The organism is Mariniflexile sp. HMF6888 (assembly GCF_044335535.1).
Classification (GTDB): Bacteria; Bacteroidota; Bacteroidia; order Flavobacteriales; family Flavobacteriaceae; genus Mariniflexile.
Genome location: NZ_JBIQVZ010000001.1, coordinates 572,558 through 588,773, shown reverse-complemented (window position 1 = coordinate 588,773; position 16,216 = coordinate 572,558). Strand labels below are relative to the sequence as shown.

General features: G+C 32.0%; 15 protein-coding genes. 5 read left to right on the top strand and 10 right to left on the bottom strand.

Going from position 1 to position 16,216, the window contains the following annotated elements; translation table 11 throughout:
- Complete coding sequence (locus tag ACGLWY_RS02830) at positions 1–810, top strand: DNA/RNA non-specific endonuclease (protein WP_396618151.1); 810 nt, start codon at positions 1–3, stop codon at positions 808–810.
- A gap of 70 nt (positions 811–880) precedes the next feature.
- Here the strand turns inward: ACGLWY_RS02830 and ACGLWY_RS02825 are convergent, their stop codons facing one another.
- The gene (locus tag ACGLWY_RS02825) at positions 881–1,729 is read right to left on the bottom strand and encodes a glycosyltransferase family 2 protein (RefSeq protein WP_396618621.1); all 849 of its coding nucleotides are present in this window, start codon (positions 1,727–1,729) and stop codon (positions 881–883) included.
- Between the two features lie 309 nt (positions 1,730–2,038).
- Between ACGLWY_RS02825 and ACGLWY_RS02820 the strand changes: the two genes are divergently transcribed.
- The 3 genes from ACGLWY_RS02820 (at position 2,039) to ACGLWY_RS02810 (ending at position 5,755) form a co-directional block, all read left to right on the top strand.
- Positions 2,039–3,034 (top strand): polysaccharide deacetylase family protein, encoded by a 996-nt coding sequence (locus ACGLWY_RS02820; RefSeq protein WP_396618150.1) that lies wholly within the window; start codon positions 2,039–2,041, stop codon positions 3,032–3,034.
- A gap of 218 nt (positions 3,035–3,252) precedes the next feature.
- The gene (locus ACGLWY_RS02815) at positions 3,253–5,043 is read left to right on the top strand and encodes an HAD-IIIC family phosphatase (RefSeq protein WP_396618149.1); all 1,791 of its coding nucleotides are present in this window, start codon (positions 3,253–3,255) and stop codon (positions 5,041–5,043) included.
- Between the two features lie 94 nt (positions 5,044–5,137).
- Positions 5,138–5,755, top strand: coding sequence for a TylF/MycF/NovP-related O-methyltransferase (locus tag ACGLWY_RS02810; RefSeq protein WP_396618148.1), 618 nt, complete (start codon positions 5,138–5,140; stop codon positions 5,753–5,755).
- An 83-nt stretch (positions 5,756–5,838) separates the two neighbouring features.
- Here the strand turns inward: ACGLWY_RS02810 and ACGLWY_RS02805 are convergent, their stop codons facing one another.
- The 3 genes from ACGLWY_RS02805 to gcvP all read right to left on the bottom strand — a co-directional run bounded on the left by ACGLWY_RS02805 (position 5,839) and on the right by gcvP (position 10,423).
- Entirely contained in the window at positions 5,839–6,372 is a 534-nt protein-coding gene (locus ACGLWY_RS02805) for a methyltransferase (protein ID WP_396618147.1), read from the bottom strand.
- Positions 6,373–6,412: 40 nt separating this feature from the next.
- Complete coding sequence (locus tag ACGLWY_RS02800) at positions 6,413–7,471, bottom strand: 3-oxoacyl-ACP synthase III family protein (protein WP_396618620.1); 1,059 nt, start codon at positions 7,469–7,471, stop codon at positions 6,413–6,415.
- A gap of 102 nt (positions 7,472–7,573) precedes the next feature.
- Positions 7,574–10,423, bottom strand: coding sequence for an aminomethyl-transferring glycine dehydrogenase (gene gcvP, locus ACGLWY_RS02795; protein WP_396618146.1), 2,850 nt, complete (start codon positions 10,421–10,423; stop codon positions 7,574–7,576).
- 120 nt (positions 10,424–10,543) lie between these two features.
- Here gcvP and ACGLWY_RS02790 point away from each other — a divergent pair, with 120 nt between their 5' ends.
- On the top strand, positions 10,544–11,377 hold the full coding sequence (locus tag ACGLWY_RS02790; RefSeq protein WP_396618145.1) for a hypothetical protein: 834 nt from the start codon (positions 10,544–10,546) through the stop codon (positions 11,375–11,377).
- A 4-nt stretch (positions 11,378–11,381) separates the two neighbouring features.
- Here ACGLWY_RS02790 and ACGLWY_RS02785 read toward each other — a convergent pair whose 3' ends face one another.
- From ACGLWY_RS02785 to ACGLWY_RS02760, 6 genes are all read right to left on the bottom strand, one after another.
- Positions 11,382–11,648: a hypothetical protein gene (locus tag ACGLWY_RS02785; protein ID WP_396618144.1), complete on the bottom strand. Its 267-nt coding sequence runs from the start codon at positions 11,646–11,648 to the stop codon at positions 11,382–11,384.
- 2 nt (positions 11,649–11,650) lie between these two features.
- Positions 11,651–12,205, bottom strand: a complete 555-nt coding sequence (locus ACGLWY_RS02780; protein WP_396618143.1) for a sigma-70 family RNA polymerase sigma factor — start codon at positions 12,203–12,205, stop codon at positions 11,651–11,653.
- Positions 12,206–12,311: 106 nt separating this feature from the next.
- A complete protein-coding gene (locus ACGLWY_RS02775; protein ID WP_396618142.1) occupies positions 12,312–13,004 on the bottom strand; it encodes a DUF2071 domain-containing protein in 693 nt (230 codons plus the stop codon).
- Positions 12,991–13,338, bottom strand: a complete 348-nt coding sequence (locus ACGLWY_RS02770; RefSeq protein WP_396618141.1) for a hypothetical protein — start codon at positions 13,336–13,338, stop codon at positions 12,991–12,993. Before ACGLWY_RS02770 ends, ACGLWY_RS02775 begins: the two co-directional genes overlap by 14 nt.
- A 51-nt stretch (positions 13,339–13,389) precedes the next feature.
- Complete coding sequence (locus tag ACGLWY_RS02765) at positions 13,390–13,893, bottom strand: GbsR/MarR family transcriptional regulator (protein WP_396618140.1); 504 nt, start codon at positions 13,891–13,893, stop codon at positions 13,390–13,392.
- Positions 13,894–14,065: 172 nt separating this feature from the next.
- The gene (locus tag ACGLWY_RS02760) at positions 14,066–16,123 is read right to left on the bottom strand and encodes a M3 family metallopeptidase (RefSeq protein ID WP_396618139.1); all 2,058 of its coding nucleotides are present in this window, start codon (positions 16,121–16,123) and stop codon (positions 14,066–14,068) included.
- Positions 16,124–16,216 lie beyond the last annotated feature (93 nt).

Sequence of the window (16,216 nt, the reverse complement as noted above, 5' to 3'; positions counted from 1 at the left end):
TTGAACAGTAAAACAAAATACACATTATTAGCGATAATACTTGTTTTTGGGGTTTATGGCTATGAACATTTTTTAAAGACTGAAGAAGTAACCCAAACTATAAATAAAGGTAAAGAAGTAAAATCGAATACCAACGAGTATTTTTTACCAACAAGTACCACTGGACAAATAGTACACCACGAAGGGTATTCGCTTTCTTATAGCGAACCATATGAACAAGCTGAGTGGGTAGCATACGAGTTAAAGAAATCTCACTTGTCGAATGCCAATTTCAAGCGGCCTTATTTTGAAGTTGATAAAGCGGTTAAAACAGGAGCAGCCGATTGGAGAAACTATAAAAACTCAGGATATGACCGTGGACATTTATGCCCTGCGGGCGATAGAAAATATAGCAAACAAGCTCATGATGAAACTTTTTTAACAAGCAACATTACACCACAAGAACATGCATTTAATTCCGGAATTTGGAATACTTTGGAACAGAAAGTACGCTATTGGGCAAGTAAATACGATGGGGTTTTTGTGGTTACAGGAGGCGTTTTAAAAGGAAACATGAAAACCATTGGAAGTCAAAAGGTAGCTGTTCCGAATCAATTTTATAAAGTGTTGATTGATGTTAATTCTGGGAAAGTTAAAATGATAGCATTTTTAATGCCTCATAAAAATTCTAATAAACCAATGTATGATTTTGCGGTTTCGGTAGATTCTATTGAAAAGCTTACGGGTATTGACTTCTTTCCACAGTTAGAGGATGCTTTGGAAAACGAACTAGAGGCTTCAAGCAGTTACAAAGACTGGAGTTTTAATTAGGTTTTGGTTCTAGGTTCTAGGTTCTGGGTGTTAGGTTTTGGGTGTGTTTCATGATATCACAACAAAAGTTTTATTTTAGTTTGTTCAACATCCCCTTCCAACGTAAATCTCGAATAAATTTCCCTTCTTCTTCAGTCACTAAAAAGTCAATCTTATGTTTTTTAGCTTTGAAATAACCAGCTAAATAATCTTTAAACAGACTCAGACTCCTTTTTTTATAAGCCAATTTAATAGCAGAAATTAAGGTAATTAGAAATCCATAACGCATTTTGTACATGGCTTCACCTTGCAAATATTTTGAGGCTTTGTTGTAGCTGATTCCAGTGGGTTTTAAGTGTTTTACCTGTAAAGAAGCATCGGTTAAGATGTCCCAGCCATAAAACTTAGCAAGTAATTCGTCAACCGTGTCCCAGCCCATAGAAGGTTTTAACTTGCCTATTTGTAAAAAACAGTCTTTTTTGTAGGCTTTTAAAGCACCCCGAATGTGGTCTTTGTTCGTTAAGTTTTCTAAAACCCAATCGTTGTTCTTTTTAATATAGCAAAACCCCGAAGCCATACCCAGTTTTTCATTGTTTTTAAAATGAAAGGAAAGTTGTTCTAAATAATTGTTAGGAAAAATTAAATCGGCATCAAACTTACAAATCACATCATAGTTGGCATCTACAGTTTCAAACCCTTTATAAAACGCATTTATAATTTTGGAACCTGGTAAATGTTCGTTTGACGATTTTGAATTAATTAATTCAATCCAAGAATATTTAGTACGATAAGTGTTTACGATATTTTGAGTATTATCCGTAGAATTATCATTCACCACCACAATACGTTTTGGTTTTAATGTTTGTTTCACTAAAGAATCGAGGGTTAAACCAATCGAGCTTTCTTCGTTATGTGCCGGTATGATGATGTAGAAGTTCAAAAAATTAATCTTTATCACAAATTTACATTTTATAGTATATAATACTGTGAAATATTTTAATTATCATTTGATAGTTATGACTCTATAATAGTTGATTTTATTTAATCAATTTTAAAAACACAAAAATTATGATATTAAAAATCATTACAAAAAGATAATTTTGGTTCAGGTACTTATCTAATAAGCCTTTTTGTTAATGGTAAGAGTCTAGATACTAAGAAAATAATCTTTGACTAAAGTATTAATTGCTATTTTTGGAAAATAATAAAATTCTGATTTATTAAACTCAGAGTTTTTAATTTGATAATTATGGGAATTGTAAAGGATACTTTATTTAAAGTTTCTAACAAAAAGTTTTTGCCAATATTTAATAAACAAACTATTTTCCCTTATTATCATATAGTAAGAGATAACCAAGTAGCTCATATTGAAAATTTATATGAATTTAAAAACTGCTCACAATTTATTAGTGATCTTAATCTTTTGACAAAAATTTATAAACCTCTCATTCCTAAAGATGTTTTAGAAAATAAAATCTCAAATAATAGTTTCCTGCTTTCTTTTGATGATGGTTTACAAGAAGTATATACCATTATTTACCCAATTCTAAAAGAAAAAAACATTAAAGCAATATTTTTTATAAACCCAAATTTTGTTGATAATAATGAAGGTTTATATAAACATTATATCAGCATCATTATTACATATCTAAAAAATAATGGTTTTGAGAAAGATACTTTAGATAAAATTAGTGACAAATTTTCATTCACCTATAACTCCGTTACAGAATTCAAGCAAAAATTCATTAATATTAAATTTACTGAAAGAGAGAAAGTTAATGATGTTTTAAATTTTCTAAATATAAATATAGAAGATTATTTGAAAACTCATAAATTGTATATTACCAAAGAACAAATTCAAGAAATGATGAATGACGGTTTTTATTTTGGTGGTCATACCATGTCTCATCCTTATCTTGATAAATTATCGCATGAAGAACAGAAAGCTGAAATAATTAATTCTATAGATTGGCTAAAACATAATTTCGATATTAATTATTCCTTATTTGCTTTTCCTTTTTCAGACAAATCAATTTCAAAGAAATTATTGGAAGAACTATTGGAATATGATGGGAATATTAAAATTTTCGGAAATTCAGGTTTAAAAAAAGATATTGATTTTAGAATCATTCAACGATTTTCTCTCGAAAACCCAAATAAGCAGATAGATAAGACTATTGTTGAAGAAAACCTTTATAAATATTTCAACAAAGTAATAGGAAAGTACCATATCAAAAGAAAATAAAATTCTTTCAGTTAGCTTGTTTTAGGGGATAACAATACATTTTTTGTACATAAAGCAACCATAAAAGACTGTTAAAAATGTTATTATAATAGACCCGAATAAAAAGACTTCATTTATATTTACAATATTAAAACATGGCATTGCGGGTTATAAAAATTAGGTGTAAACCATCATTCTAAATTATGCCCCCATTTTAGTGTTAGACACTTGAAGTAAATATGTACGAATCAGAAGTATACATTAAAACAATACAGGAAAATTTACCTCATGACATTTGGAAGAAATTTTCAGATACCTATAAAGGTATAAAGTGCAGAAGCATGCTTCATTGGACAGAACACTGTACTGAATGCTCCATGCCTGCCTGCTTTAAAACTTGCGATTTGTATTCTCCAAGGATTGATGGTAAATGTCAACGATTTGTTGAAGGTATAGAAAGGGTCATGCTACCTAACGGAGTTGAGAATACTTCCCAAATACTAAAAATTCAATTTAAAAAATGGGGTGTGTTAGCTACTCAAGGAAATAATGAATTATACGATTATAAAGAAACAGAAAAGAGAGAAAGAAGTGAATTAGAACTTGCAAGAGCTATTCATCTAGTGCCACTAAAATTTATTAAGAAAAAATTAATTCAAAAAAGGTATAGCCAAAAAAAGAAAACAATAATAAGTAAGCAAAATAACGGCACAAAAACTCCTGACGGTTTTTTAATGGAAATTTACAATCCTACTGAAAATATGATACCAATAGGATTGGTCATTAGAAATGACAATCCAAATTATAGTAAGATTCCTTTTCAGTACAGAATCGAACTGCAGCCAGGATATAACAAAGAAATAATTCCATTTGATGAGATTGCGAAAAGAATTAAAATAGAATTACCCTATCGTATTAATTTTATACCTGAAGATATAGATAGTGAAACCCCTCTATATTTTGGAACAACCGAATTTGTAAAATTAAAGGATTATAAAAATGCTCTTGAAGAAGCTAAAAAAATTAAATGTATTGTTTGGGATTTAGATAATACGATATGGAGTGGTACACTTTTAGAAGATGGTATAGAAAATCTTAAACTTAAAGAGGGTATTAAAGATATTTTAAATCAAGTTGAGCAAAAAGGCATTGTAAATTCTATAGCAAGCAAAAATAATTTTGATACTGCCATGGCGGCATTAAAGCATTTTGGGATTGATGATTTTTTTCTATATCCAAAGATTTCATGGCTTCCTAAAAGTAAAAGTTTGAAGGAAATAGCTTTTGACCTGAATATTGATATTAATACTTTTTTATTCATCGATGATTCTGAATTTGAAAGAAATGAAGTTGAAATGACTTTACCCCAAGTTAGATTAATGGATGCCATTCATTACCAAATGATACCAGATTTGGATGAGCTTCAAATTCAAATTACAGATGAAAGTATAAAACGAAAGACATTTTATGCTAACGAAGCCATAAGAAGAAAAATTTCTGATAATTATGAAGGTGATTATTTGGATTTCCTTTATAGCTGTAATATTAAATTAGAAATAGAATCTTTAAAAGAAGAACATTTTGAAAGAGTCTATGAGCTTACTCAAAGAACGAATCAAATGAATTTTTCGGGAAATCGTTATACCAAAGTTGATATATCTAATATCTATGATGATGCCGACCTTTCCAGTTACATATTGAGATGCAGGGATCGATTTGGAGATTATGGAATCATTGGGTTTGGTATTATTAAAAAATCTAAAAATCAACTTATTGACCTCATGTTTAGTTGTCGTATCCAGAGTAAAAGGATAGAACATGCTTTTTTAACTTATATTTTAGAACGGTATCTTAAATTAGGAGATTTTTGGGTAACTTACCGCCACACAGAAAAAAACAAATTCTCTGCACAGGTCTTTAACGATTTTGGTTTTGAAATTATAAAAACAGAAGATTCTTTTAGAGAACTTAAATTTAGTCACGACAAAGACATAAGCAACGATAAAATAATAACGGTAATAGAAACGTAAATAAAATATGCCATTTCATCCCTTTTTGTCAAAGACAAAACTATATGAACCCATAAAGAGCCTATGTAAACCTTTCCATATAATTTTTAAGTATATGGAGTTTGTTAACTTTATAAGTGAAAATAGGAATAAAGGTAAAATTAACGATTATTATAATAAATCTACAGCATATAAAAATAGATTTCAGCTTCATGAAAAACTTTTATTAGAGCTAAAAAATAAACCTATTTTTTATTTTGAGTTTGGTGTTGCAGGTGGTAATATGATTAAGAAATGGTCATCAACTAACCAAATGAAGGAGTCACGCTTTGTTGGTTTTGACTCTTTTGAAGGGCTTCCCGAAAGTTGGGAAGACAAAAAAGAAGGGCATTTTGATCAGAAAGGAAACTTTCCTGATATTACCGATAGTAGAGTAAGGTTTGTGAAAGGGTGGTTTCAGGATTCTGTATATATGGCATTATTGGATTGTGATTTTCATGAGCAATGTGTATATCATTTAGATGCTGACTTATTCTCATCGACACTTTATGTGTTGTTTCAAATTTATCCCAAACTCAAAGCAAACGATATCCTGATATTTGATGAATTTTCAAGTCACAATCATGAGTTTGAAGCATTCGAATTATTTAAAAAATGTACGAATAATAAATGGCAGTTTGAATTTATTGGAGCTGTTAATAATTATAGGCAGGTTGCGTTTATATTGAAATAGAATAGATTTCAACTTAATAACAAACTTTTGTTAGAGTAAAAAACAAATTGGATAGACAAGTTTAAAGATGCAATTAATTAAGATTAATTGGGGATTTTAATTCTTTCAGCATAAACAATGTAATATCTTGGAGTAAACCAACGTAAAATAGGTCTAAAACCAATTTTATTTGTTGGGTTTGTCCATTTTTCACTAGCTATAATTTTCCAGCCAGCTTTTTCTAATAACCAATCGAATTGCCAGTCTTCAAATTCATGATAATGTCTGTCTAACATATCAGTTTTACTTCTGTAAGCTGAAGAAAACCATAATCTTAAAGGAATACTTGCTACTAGTTTATCTGTTTTTATAGATTGAAGTACGGTAAAAGGAGATAGTAAATGTTCGAAAATTTCGAATGCTGTTATTACGGTAGCATTTGAATTTTCAATAGCTGAGGTATCAAAGTCTAAATCTTCACCTGTTGTATTTTCAACCTTAAAACCATGTTGTTTCATGATGTTTGAAAACGGGTTTACAACACCCAAATCCAAAATAGGTTCTGAAGTTGCAATATGCTTTTTTAAAAATTGGATGGTATGCTTAAACCGTTTATTAGGAAATGTTTTTTCGTACATTAAAAATTAAATTTCTTTATCTCCGCAAAGGTGAAAATCTTTAGTATTTATAAACAATGGCATTAATATGCATACCTGCACCAACACTTGCAAATATAACAACATCGCCTTTGTTGAGGTTGTGGTTTTCTAATTTATGGTTTCTAACCAAATCTAAAAGTGTGGGGATTGTTGCTACCGAACTGTTTCCTAAGGTTTGGATACTCATAGGCATAATATTTTCTGGTATCTCGGTTTTGTAAAGTCGGTAAAAGCGTTTTAAAATGGCTTCATCCATTTTCTCATTAGCTTGGTGAATAAAAATCTTTTTAACATCTTCAATGGCTGTACCACTGTTGTCTAAACACGTTTTCATGGCTTGTGGTACATGAAGAAGTGCAAATTCGTAAATTTTACGTCCGTCCATTTTTATGTAGCGCGTGTCTTTGGAAAGGCTTTGATTGTTGGAACTCCCAAAATATAAATAATGAGCTTCATCATAAGTAAAACTTGCTGTTTCATGGGCTAAAATACCACCTGCTTCTTCGGTTGCCTCAACAATAGCAGCACCTGCTCCATCAGAAAAAATCATAGCATCTCTGTCATGTTTATCGATCACTCTTGAAAGGGTTTCGGTGCCGATAACCAAACAGCGTTTTGCCATGCCTGATTGGATAAATGCTTTTGCTTGAATAACGCCTTCAATCCAACCTGGGCATCCAAAAAGGATATCGTAAGCGACACATTTAGGGTTTTTAATACGCAAATTATGCTTTATCCTTACAGCTAATGACGGAAGAATATCGCTTTGAATGGTATTATGTTTAACGTCTCCAAAATTATGGGCAACAATTATGTAGTCGATAGTTTCTGGATCTATTTTCGCATCCATGATGGCTTTTTCGGCTGCAAAAAAACCGATATCGGAAGCGTTTAAATGTGAGTTTGCGTAACGCCTTTCAGCAATACCTGTAATGGCTTGAAATTTTTCAATAATAACGTCATTAGGGTAGTTGATTACTGAGCCATCGGTGTTTAGAAATGCATGTTCGTGGAAAGCATCGTTTTTTTCAATGGTATCAGGGATGTAGCTTCCAGTACCGGTAATTTTAATGTTCATAAAAAGAAAATTTGCCTTTTTTAATTTACTCATACAAGGTACAAGATTTTAATAAAAGGCAAATTTATTTTTGTGCTTTTTTACGATGTTCAACGACTACTTTTAGGCATCGGCGTATGCTTCAATTGGAGCACAAGAACATATTAAATTTCTATCTCCATAAGCATCATCAACACGTCTTACACTTGGCCAGAATTTGTTGTCTCTTATATAGTCTAATGGAAACGCAGCCTCTTCACGTGTGTATGGAAAATACCATTCGTTTGAAGTTATCATTTCTAGAGTATGTGGTGCATTCTTTAAAACATTATTGTCATCATCTTTAGAAGCTTGGTCAATTTCCTTTTTGATGGAAATCATAGCATCACAAAAGCGGTCAATTTCAGCTTTACTTTCACTTTCCGTAGGCTCAATCATTAAGGTTCCTGCAACTGGGAATGACACGGTTGGTGCATGGAAACCATAATCCATTAAACGTTTTGCGATATCGGTTACTTCAATGCCATTCGCTTTAAATGGACGGCAATCAACAATCATTTCATGTGCTGCACGACCACGTTCACCAGAATATAAGGTATCGAAACTTCCTTGTAAGCGGTGTTTAATATAATTAGCGTTTAAAATAGCTATTTTGGTCGATTCTGTTAAACCTTCGGCACCAAGCATTTTTATATAACCATAAGAAATTAAGCAAGCCAATGCAGAACCATAAGGTGCTGCAGAAATAGCGGTAATGGCTTTTTCGCCACCAACTTTTTTAACAGGATTGCCCGGTAAAAAAGGCACGAGCTGTTTGGCCACACAAATAGGTCCCACACCAGGGCCGCCGCCGCCGTGAGGAATGGCAAATGTTTTGTGTAAGTTTAGGTGGCAAACATCAGCCCCAATATTCCCAGGATTTGTTAAGCCTACTTGAGCATTCATATTAGCACCATCCATATATACTTGTCCGCCGTTATCATGGATAATTTTGGTAATTTCTTTAATGGCTGATTCGTAAACACCATGTGTAGATGGGTATGTAACCATTAAACACGATAAATTATCTTTGTATAAAATGGCTTTTTCACGTAAATCTTCAACATCAATATTGCCTTCGGCAGTTGATTTTGTTACAATCACTTTCATACCTGCCATAACAGCACTTGCAGGGTTGGTGCCGTGAGCAGAAGCGGGTATTAAACAAATATTCCTGTGTCCTTCGTTACGGGATTCATGATACGCTTTTATAACCATTAAGCCTGCATATTCACCTTGAGCACCAGAATTTGGTTGTAAAGATGTAGCAGCAAAACCTGTAATTTCGGTTAATTGGTCCTCTAATTCTTTTAAAACGGTTAAATAGCCCAATGCTTGTTTTTTAGGAACAAAAGGGTGGATATTTGCCCATTTGAAAATGCTTAATGGCAACATTTCTGATGCCGCATTTAGTTTCATGGTACAAGAACCTAACGAAATCATGGAGTGGTTTAAAGCTAAGTCCTTACGTTCTAACATTTTTATGTAACGCATCAATTCGGTTTCAGAATGATACTTGTTAAACACATCAAGGGTTAAAAAATCGGAGGTTCTTTTTAAGTTTTCAGAAATGTTGTTACCTTCGGAAATAGTTGTGATAGTGATGGTTGCTTTTTCCGCAGCTTCAGCAAAAACAGAAATTAAATAGTTTAAATCCCTAACCGAAGTCGTTTCGTTTATAGAGATAGTAACTGTTTCTCTATCCGGATAAAATAAGTTTACCTTTTTTTCTTTGGCAATCTTTTTTATTTTTCTTGAATCTGTTTTTATTTGAAGTGTATCAAAAAAATCGGTATTTATTTGATTGTACCCTAATGTTTTTAAAGCCTCTGCAAGCGTAGATGCTGTATTATGTACTTTATTGGCTATGAATTTCAAGCCTTTAGGACCATGATATACAGCATACATACTAGCCATAACTGCTAATAAAACTTGAGCAGTACAGATGTTTGAAGTTGCTTTGTCACGTTTAATATGTTGCTCACGGGTTTGTAACGCCATACGTAAGGCTCTATTGCCATCAGTATCTTTGGTAACACCGATAATTCGCCCCGGAATATCACGTTTATAAGCTTCTTTTGTTGCAAAATAAGCAGCATGTGGGCCACCATATCCCATAGGGATTCCAAAACGTTGGGTAGTACCAACAACGACATCGGCTCCAAATTTACCAGGAGCTTCCAACTTAACCAAGCTTAAAATATCAGCAGCTACGGCCACTTTTATTTGTGCGCCCTTCGCTTTGTTAATAAATGTTTTAATATCGGTTACTTGACCGTCTTTTCCTGGGTATTGCAAAATAGCTCCGAAGAATTCAGAAGAAAAATCAAAAGTTTCTTCATTGCCAACAACCAATTCAATACCAATTGGAGTTGCTCTGGTTTGAAGCAAAGACAAGGTTTGAGGTAATATATTTTCAGAAACAAAGAACTTGTTAACGTTGTTTTTCTTTTGGTCGCGTTCACGAACGGCAAACAATAAACTCATGGCTTCTGCTGCGGCTGTACTTTCATCAAGAAGCGATGCATTGGCAATTTCCATACCTGTAAGATCCATTACCATGGTTTGGTAATTTAAAAGTGCTTCCAAACGTCCTTGGGCAATTTCGGCTTGATAAGGTGTGTAAGCGGTGTACCAACCCGGATTTTCAAGAATGTTTCTTTGAATTACGGCAGGTAAAACGGTTGGGTGGTACCCTAAGCCAATATAGGTTTTGTAAGCTTTATTTAGTTTCGATAATTCGTGAATATGAAGTAAATATTCATATTCTGTCATAGGTTCATCTAAATTCAAACCATTTTTTAAACGAATATCGTCTGGAATGGTTTCGTAAATTAACTGATCTAAAGAGTCTACGCCAATAGTTTTTAGCATAAGTTTTTGGTCGTCTTCTCTAGGTCCAATATGACGCAATGCAAAAGCGTTTGTATTCATTAAATTAAAATTGTTTATATAATTCGCAAAAATACGTAATAATATATGCGTTTTGTTGCATTAAATGGAAAGTTTTTAACCATTTAAAAGTGTTGTTAACAGTTTGCTTATTTTTGTTGTATGAAAGTACTAAAACAACTTTTTGATTTTTACATAAATAGTAGTATTCACGTGGCTTTGTCGGTATTTTCGTTAACATGGATAACACTTTTGGAATACGGTATTCTGTATGATGAAGTTCTGTTGTCTTTTGTTTTTTTTGCTTCAATTTCGGGTTACAATTTTGTAAAGTATTTTGGAATAGCAAAATTTCATCATAGAAGCTTAGCGGATTGGTTGAAGGCTATTCAAATATTTTCATTTTTATGTTTCATTTTTATGTGTTATTATGCATTACAATTACGTATAAACACCATGTTTTTTATTGCGGCTTTGGGGTTGGTGACTTTTTTTTACGCTATTCCGTTTTTGCCAAAACATTTATTCTTAGACAGTAAAAATAATTTAAGAAATGTTGGGGGGTTAAAGGTGTATCTTATAGCATTGGTTTGGGCTGGAGTTACGGTATTTCTTCCGATAATAAATAACGATTATGCAGTAAATACAGATGTTGTGATTACAGGTATTCAACGTTTTGTTTTTATTGTTGTTTTAATGTTGCCTTTTGAAATTAGGGATTTAATGTATGATAGTTTGAAATTGGCTACCATTCCACAGAAAATAGGGGAGAAACAAACTAAAATTATAGGCGTGGTATTGTTAGGGTTGTTTTTGTTTTTGGAGTTTTTTAAAGTTAGAACCACTGCTAAAAGTTTGTTGGTTTCTATATTAATAAGCGTTATAATAAGTTTGTTTTTATTATATTCTAAAAAAGAACAAGGGAAATATTATAGTTCGTTTTGGGTAGAAGGTTTGCCTGTTTTATGGCTTTTCTTAATATTTTTGTTTAAGTAAGTTCTTAGTTAATAAGTGTTTCTTTAATGGCTTTATCCAATTCTTGTTTCATCTTCTCTTTGCATTTTTTATCTAAACATTTGATATCCGATTTCTTTACCATTTTTGTAAGTTTCGCATTGTTTTTAGTGTATTTTCTGCAAGCTCTACAATAAATTAAATGAATGTTCAGTTTTATTTTTTCCCATAAAGTCGCATTTTTATACTGCGTTTTATCACACACATGATTTGCTTCATCACAAGGAATTACAATTTTAATTTTATCACTCATAATTAAAACCAGTTTTCTTTTAAACATTCTGCCATAGCGGTACGGGCTCTGTGGATAATTACCCAAAGGTTAGACGCTGTAATATTCAGTTCATTACAAATAACTTCAGTTTCATAGCCTTCAATGGTTTTCATTCTAAAAACTTGGGCTTGCTTCTCGGGCAACTTGCTTAAACAATTAAAAATAGCATCACTAAGTTCGTTGTTTTGTATGGTGTCTTCAGCAGTTTTGTCAAACGGGTCTGCAACACGTTCTTCTAACCAATCGCCTTCTGTTTCACTGTCGGTGTTATATGTTATGCGTACTTCGGCTTTTCCTTTATTCGAATTTATTTTACGATAACGGTCAATGATTTTCCGCTTTAAAATTGAAATTAACCACGTACGTTCGCTGGCTTCACCTTTAAAATTTTTCATCGATTTTAAGGCTGCCAAAAAAGTATCTTGTACCAAATCTTGCGCCACCTCTCTATCACTAACACGCGAAATGGTGTAGTTATATAGGTAATCGGAATATAAATCGATCCACTTATTGGGATTAATTTGATGGTTAGACATGGTGAAGCATTTTTTTCAATTTTCAAAAATAGGATAAAAAATTGAATAATTTGTTTTTTATGAATGACTCCTAGTTGCAAACTGATTTCACATGGATTGTAAACTTTTATTGGAACTTTCCTTTTTCTACCGCTACTGATGAACCGTCAACAAAACAAGTTGATATGTGTTTTATATTTTTAAATGTTTTAGGCAACAAATTCAATAGTTCTTTGTCAAAAGAAGCATTGTCTAAATGGTAAAGTTGCCAAGGTTTATGGTATATTCTATACTGTAGTGTTTTGCTTTTTCTGTTTTTTATGAACGCAATAGATCTGTCAACTACAAAATGTTCCAAGGTGTTTTTTGTCAATTCATTGGTGGTTAAACGACCTTTTGCATTTGTTTTTGCGCCTTTGTAATTATATTCCAAAGCAATTTTATTGTTTTTAATAAACTTGTTGTAAGTAATGTTTTTGAAATGATAAGGTTCGTTATAGAATTTGTTTGCTATCAAGGTAATTAATGGCTTTGGAGCAAATTCCTTTATAAATACGACGCCTTTTGTGTTGTTAATTTTAGATTTTACATAACACCTAAAATTTATTTGTCCGAAATTTTGATGAAATGGTACTCTAAAACCAAAAAAACTAACCTTAGTAAACGTAAAAGCAACCATACTTAATAATGCTTTATTATTAAACAAATCTATTTCAGTATCCTTTGGTAAATAGGGTTCTAAAATTTCTTTATCAATTTCAAAGGTTGTTATGATTAAATCCTGCCAATGACCTTTCATAAATATATTAGTTGGTTTCATGATTACTTTGTTTAAATAATAAATAGGTAATGTTTAAATGAAGAAAAGCTAATAGTATTGAAATGACCAAAACCGCTAAGAATATGGTACCATCAAAATAGAATTTGTCATTAAAAGATATTAGTGTAAGAACTAAAGCAGCGGTAAAAGAATATATTGTAAATTGTGTTTTACCACTTTTATCTAAATTATTGTATTTAACCGCAATTATTATGTACATCAATAATTGTATGGTCCCTAATACAATTAAGAACATCAAACCAAGATAAGTTATGATGAAAAGAATAGTGTTTATTATTACTAGCCATTTGTTTGTTTGATATAAATATTTCATTTTGTAAATTTTAAACTTTCAGAAATTATTGAAAGTATAGTTTAAATTTTTTTAGGTGAATAATTTTAATAAAGATTTTGTTACCCAATTTTGTTGTTGGTTTACAAGTTTGTTAATTATAGCATCGGCGGTTTCTGTTAAATCGTGTAATGCTTTGGTTTGTTTAATTAATTCTTTAGTTTTTTCTGTGCCATCATCTTTAATAGAAGACACATCGTTTAATACTTTAATTACGGGTTTAATTTCTCTACGACTGCGTTCCTTTGCAACGATTCTCGCCAATTCTTGTACGTCTTTTTCCGTATAAAAATACTCTTTGCGTTCGCCAGGAATAAGTTCTTTGGTAACAATACCCCAATCCATTAACTGACGTAGATTCATACTGGTATTTCCACGGGAAATTTGAAGTTCTTCCATAATTTCTTCCATTGATAACGGTTTGGTTGAAATAAAAAGCAATGCTTGGATTTGTGCCATGGCTTTGTTAATGCCCCAAAGGGTACCTAAACTTCCCCAAGTGCTTATAAACTTTATTTTTGCTTCTTTGTAATCCATAGTACAAATATATAATAATTTTTAAACTTTCAATAATTATTGAAAGTTTATTTTGAAATAATGAAATGGTTTAAACTTTTCTAATTGGCTAAAAATGACTGATTTTCGCTTCAATCGTAAAAGTTTAAACCATTTCAAAAGGTTGAACTGCGAAATTCAACCTTAAATGGTATTATTTTGCTTCAATTAGCCCTGCCCGTCTCAGTAACGCTTCAGGTTGAGGTTCTTTTCCGCGAAAGCGTTTGTAAAGTATCATAGGGTCTTCTGTTCCTCCTTGAGATAGTACATTGCTTTTGAATTTATTGGCAATGTCCTTGTTGAAAACACCTACTTCTTTAAAGTATTCAAAAGCATCGGCATCTAAAACTTCTGCCCATTTGTAACTATAATAGCCTGATGAATACCCGCCTTGAAAAATATGGGAAAAAGCCGTACTCATACAGTTTTCAGCAACTTCTGGATATAATGTGGTGTTTTTAAACGCTTCAACTTCGTGTGCCTTTACATTTGTAATATTTGTTGGATTGTTACCATGCCAACTCATATCTAATAAACCAAAACTAATTTGACGTAAAGTTTGCATCCCTTGCTGAAAAGTAGCCGACTCTTTTATTTTTTCAACCAAATCCATTGGGATAACCTCACCGGTTTTATAATGTATAGCAAATAACGATAAGGCATCTTTTTCATAACACCAGTTTTCCAGAACCTGACTTGGCAGTTCTACAAAATCCCAAAACACACTGGTGCCAGATAAACTGGGGTAGGTGGTATTGGCAAGCATGCCATGTAAGGCGTGCCCAAACTCGTGAAATAAGGTGGTTACTTCGTTAAAAGTTAATAGCGATGGTTTGCTTTTCCCTGCCTTCGCAGGGATGGGTTTTGTGAAGTTGCAAACTATAGATATATGCGGTCTGTTATTTTTTCCGTTTTTAATAGATTGTGGTTTAAAGGAAGTCATCCACGCACCATTGCGTTTTCCTGATCTAGGGAAGAAATCGGCGTAAAAAATAGATACTAAGTCACCTTTATTGTCGGTTACTTTGTAAGTTAAAACATCTTCATGATATTTATCGATGTCTTTGATTTCTTCAAAATTTAAATCGAATAATTTATTTGCAATAGCAAAAGCACCATCAATAACATTCTCTAGCTTGAAATAGGGTTTCAATAGTTCATCATCTAAATTAAAAAGCTTTTGCTTTAATTTTTCTGAATAATAAGGACCGTCCCATTTTTCAAGTTGCTCGATGCCGTGTAACTCTTTGGCGAAATTTTGAAGGGTATTAAATTCTTTTTCTGCAGCAGGTTTGGCTTTTTCAAGCAATTCATTTAAAAAGCTCTCAACTTTTTCGGGTGTTTTTGCCATGCGTTCTTCCAAAACAAAATGCGCATGGGTTTTGTAGCCTAATAAATTGGCACGTTCAAACCTAAGTTTTGCAATTTTCAAAACAATATCTTGATTATCTAAAGCATCATTATTAAATCCTTTGCTTCCAGCAGCAAGTGTTATTTTTTTACGAAGTTCTCTATTATCTGCATAGGTGACAAAAGGAATATAACTTGGGTAATCTAAAGTAAACAGCCAACCTTCCTTTTTTTTGCTTTCTGCTAATTGTTTTGCTGCTTCAATGGTGCCTTCAGGTAATCCGGATAATTCAGATTCATCGGTAATTAGCATGTCGAACTTATTGGTTTCGGCTAATACGTTTTCTCCAAATTTCAACTTTAACTTGCTCAATTCTTTATCAATTTCGCGAAGTTTTTCTTTTTTATCTTCAGGTAAATTAGCACCATTTCTTGAAAAACTCTTGTATTTTTTGTCAAGTAATGTTTGTTGTTCTGTGGTTAAACTTAAACTGTCTTTAGAATCATAAACCGATTTTATACGTTTGAAAAGCGCCTCGTTTAATGTGATGTCATTACTGAATTCGGATAAAAGAGGTGATACGTCCTGTGCTATTTTTTGAATGGTATCGTTGGTTTCGGCAGAATTCAAATTAAAAAAGATGTTCGAAATTCTATCTAATTGTTCACCCGAAAACTCTAGAGCTTCAATAGTGTTTTTAAAGTTTGGAATTTCTATATTGTTGGCAATAGCATCAATTTCGATTTTGGCTTCTTCAATACATTGCTTAAATGCAGGAAGAAAATGGTCATTTTTAATTTTTGAAAATGGTGCTGAATTATAAGGGGTTTCAAATGGTTTTAGTAAGATATTCTTTATCATTTTAAATGTAATAAATTAAAAAATAAAACATTATTATGCATACATAATAATATTTTTATATTTTTGTGGCACAATTTGAAGAGTGACTAACTC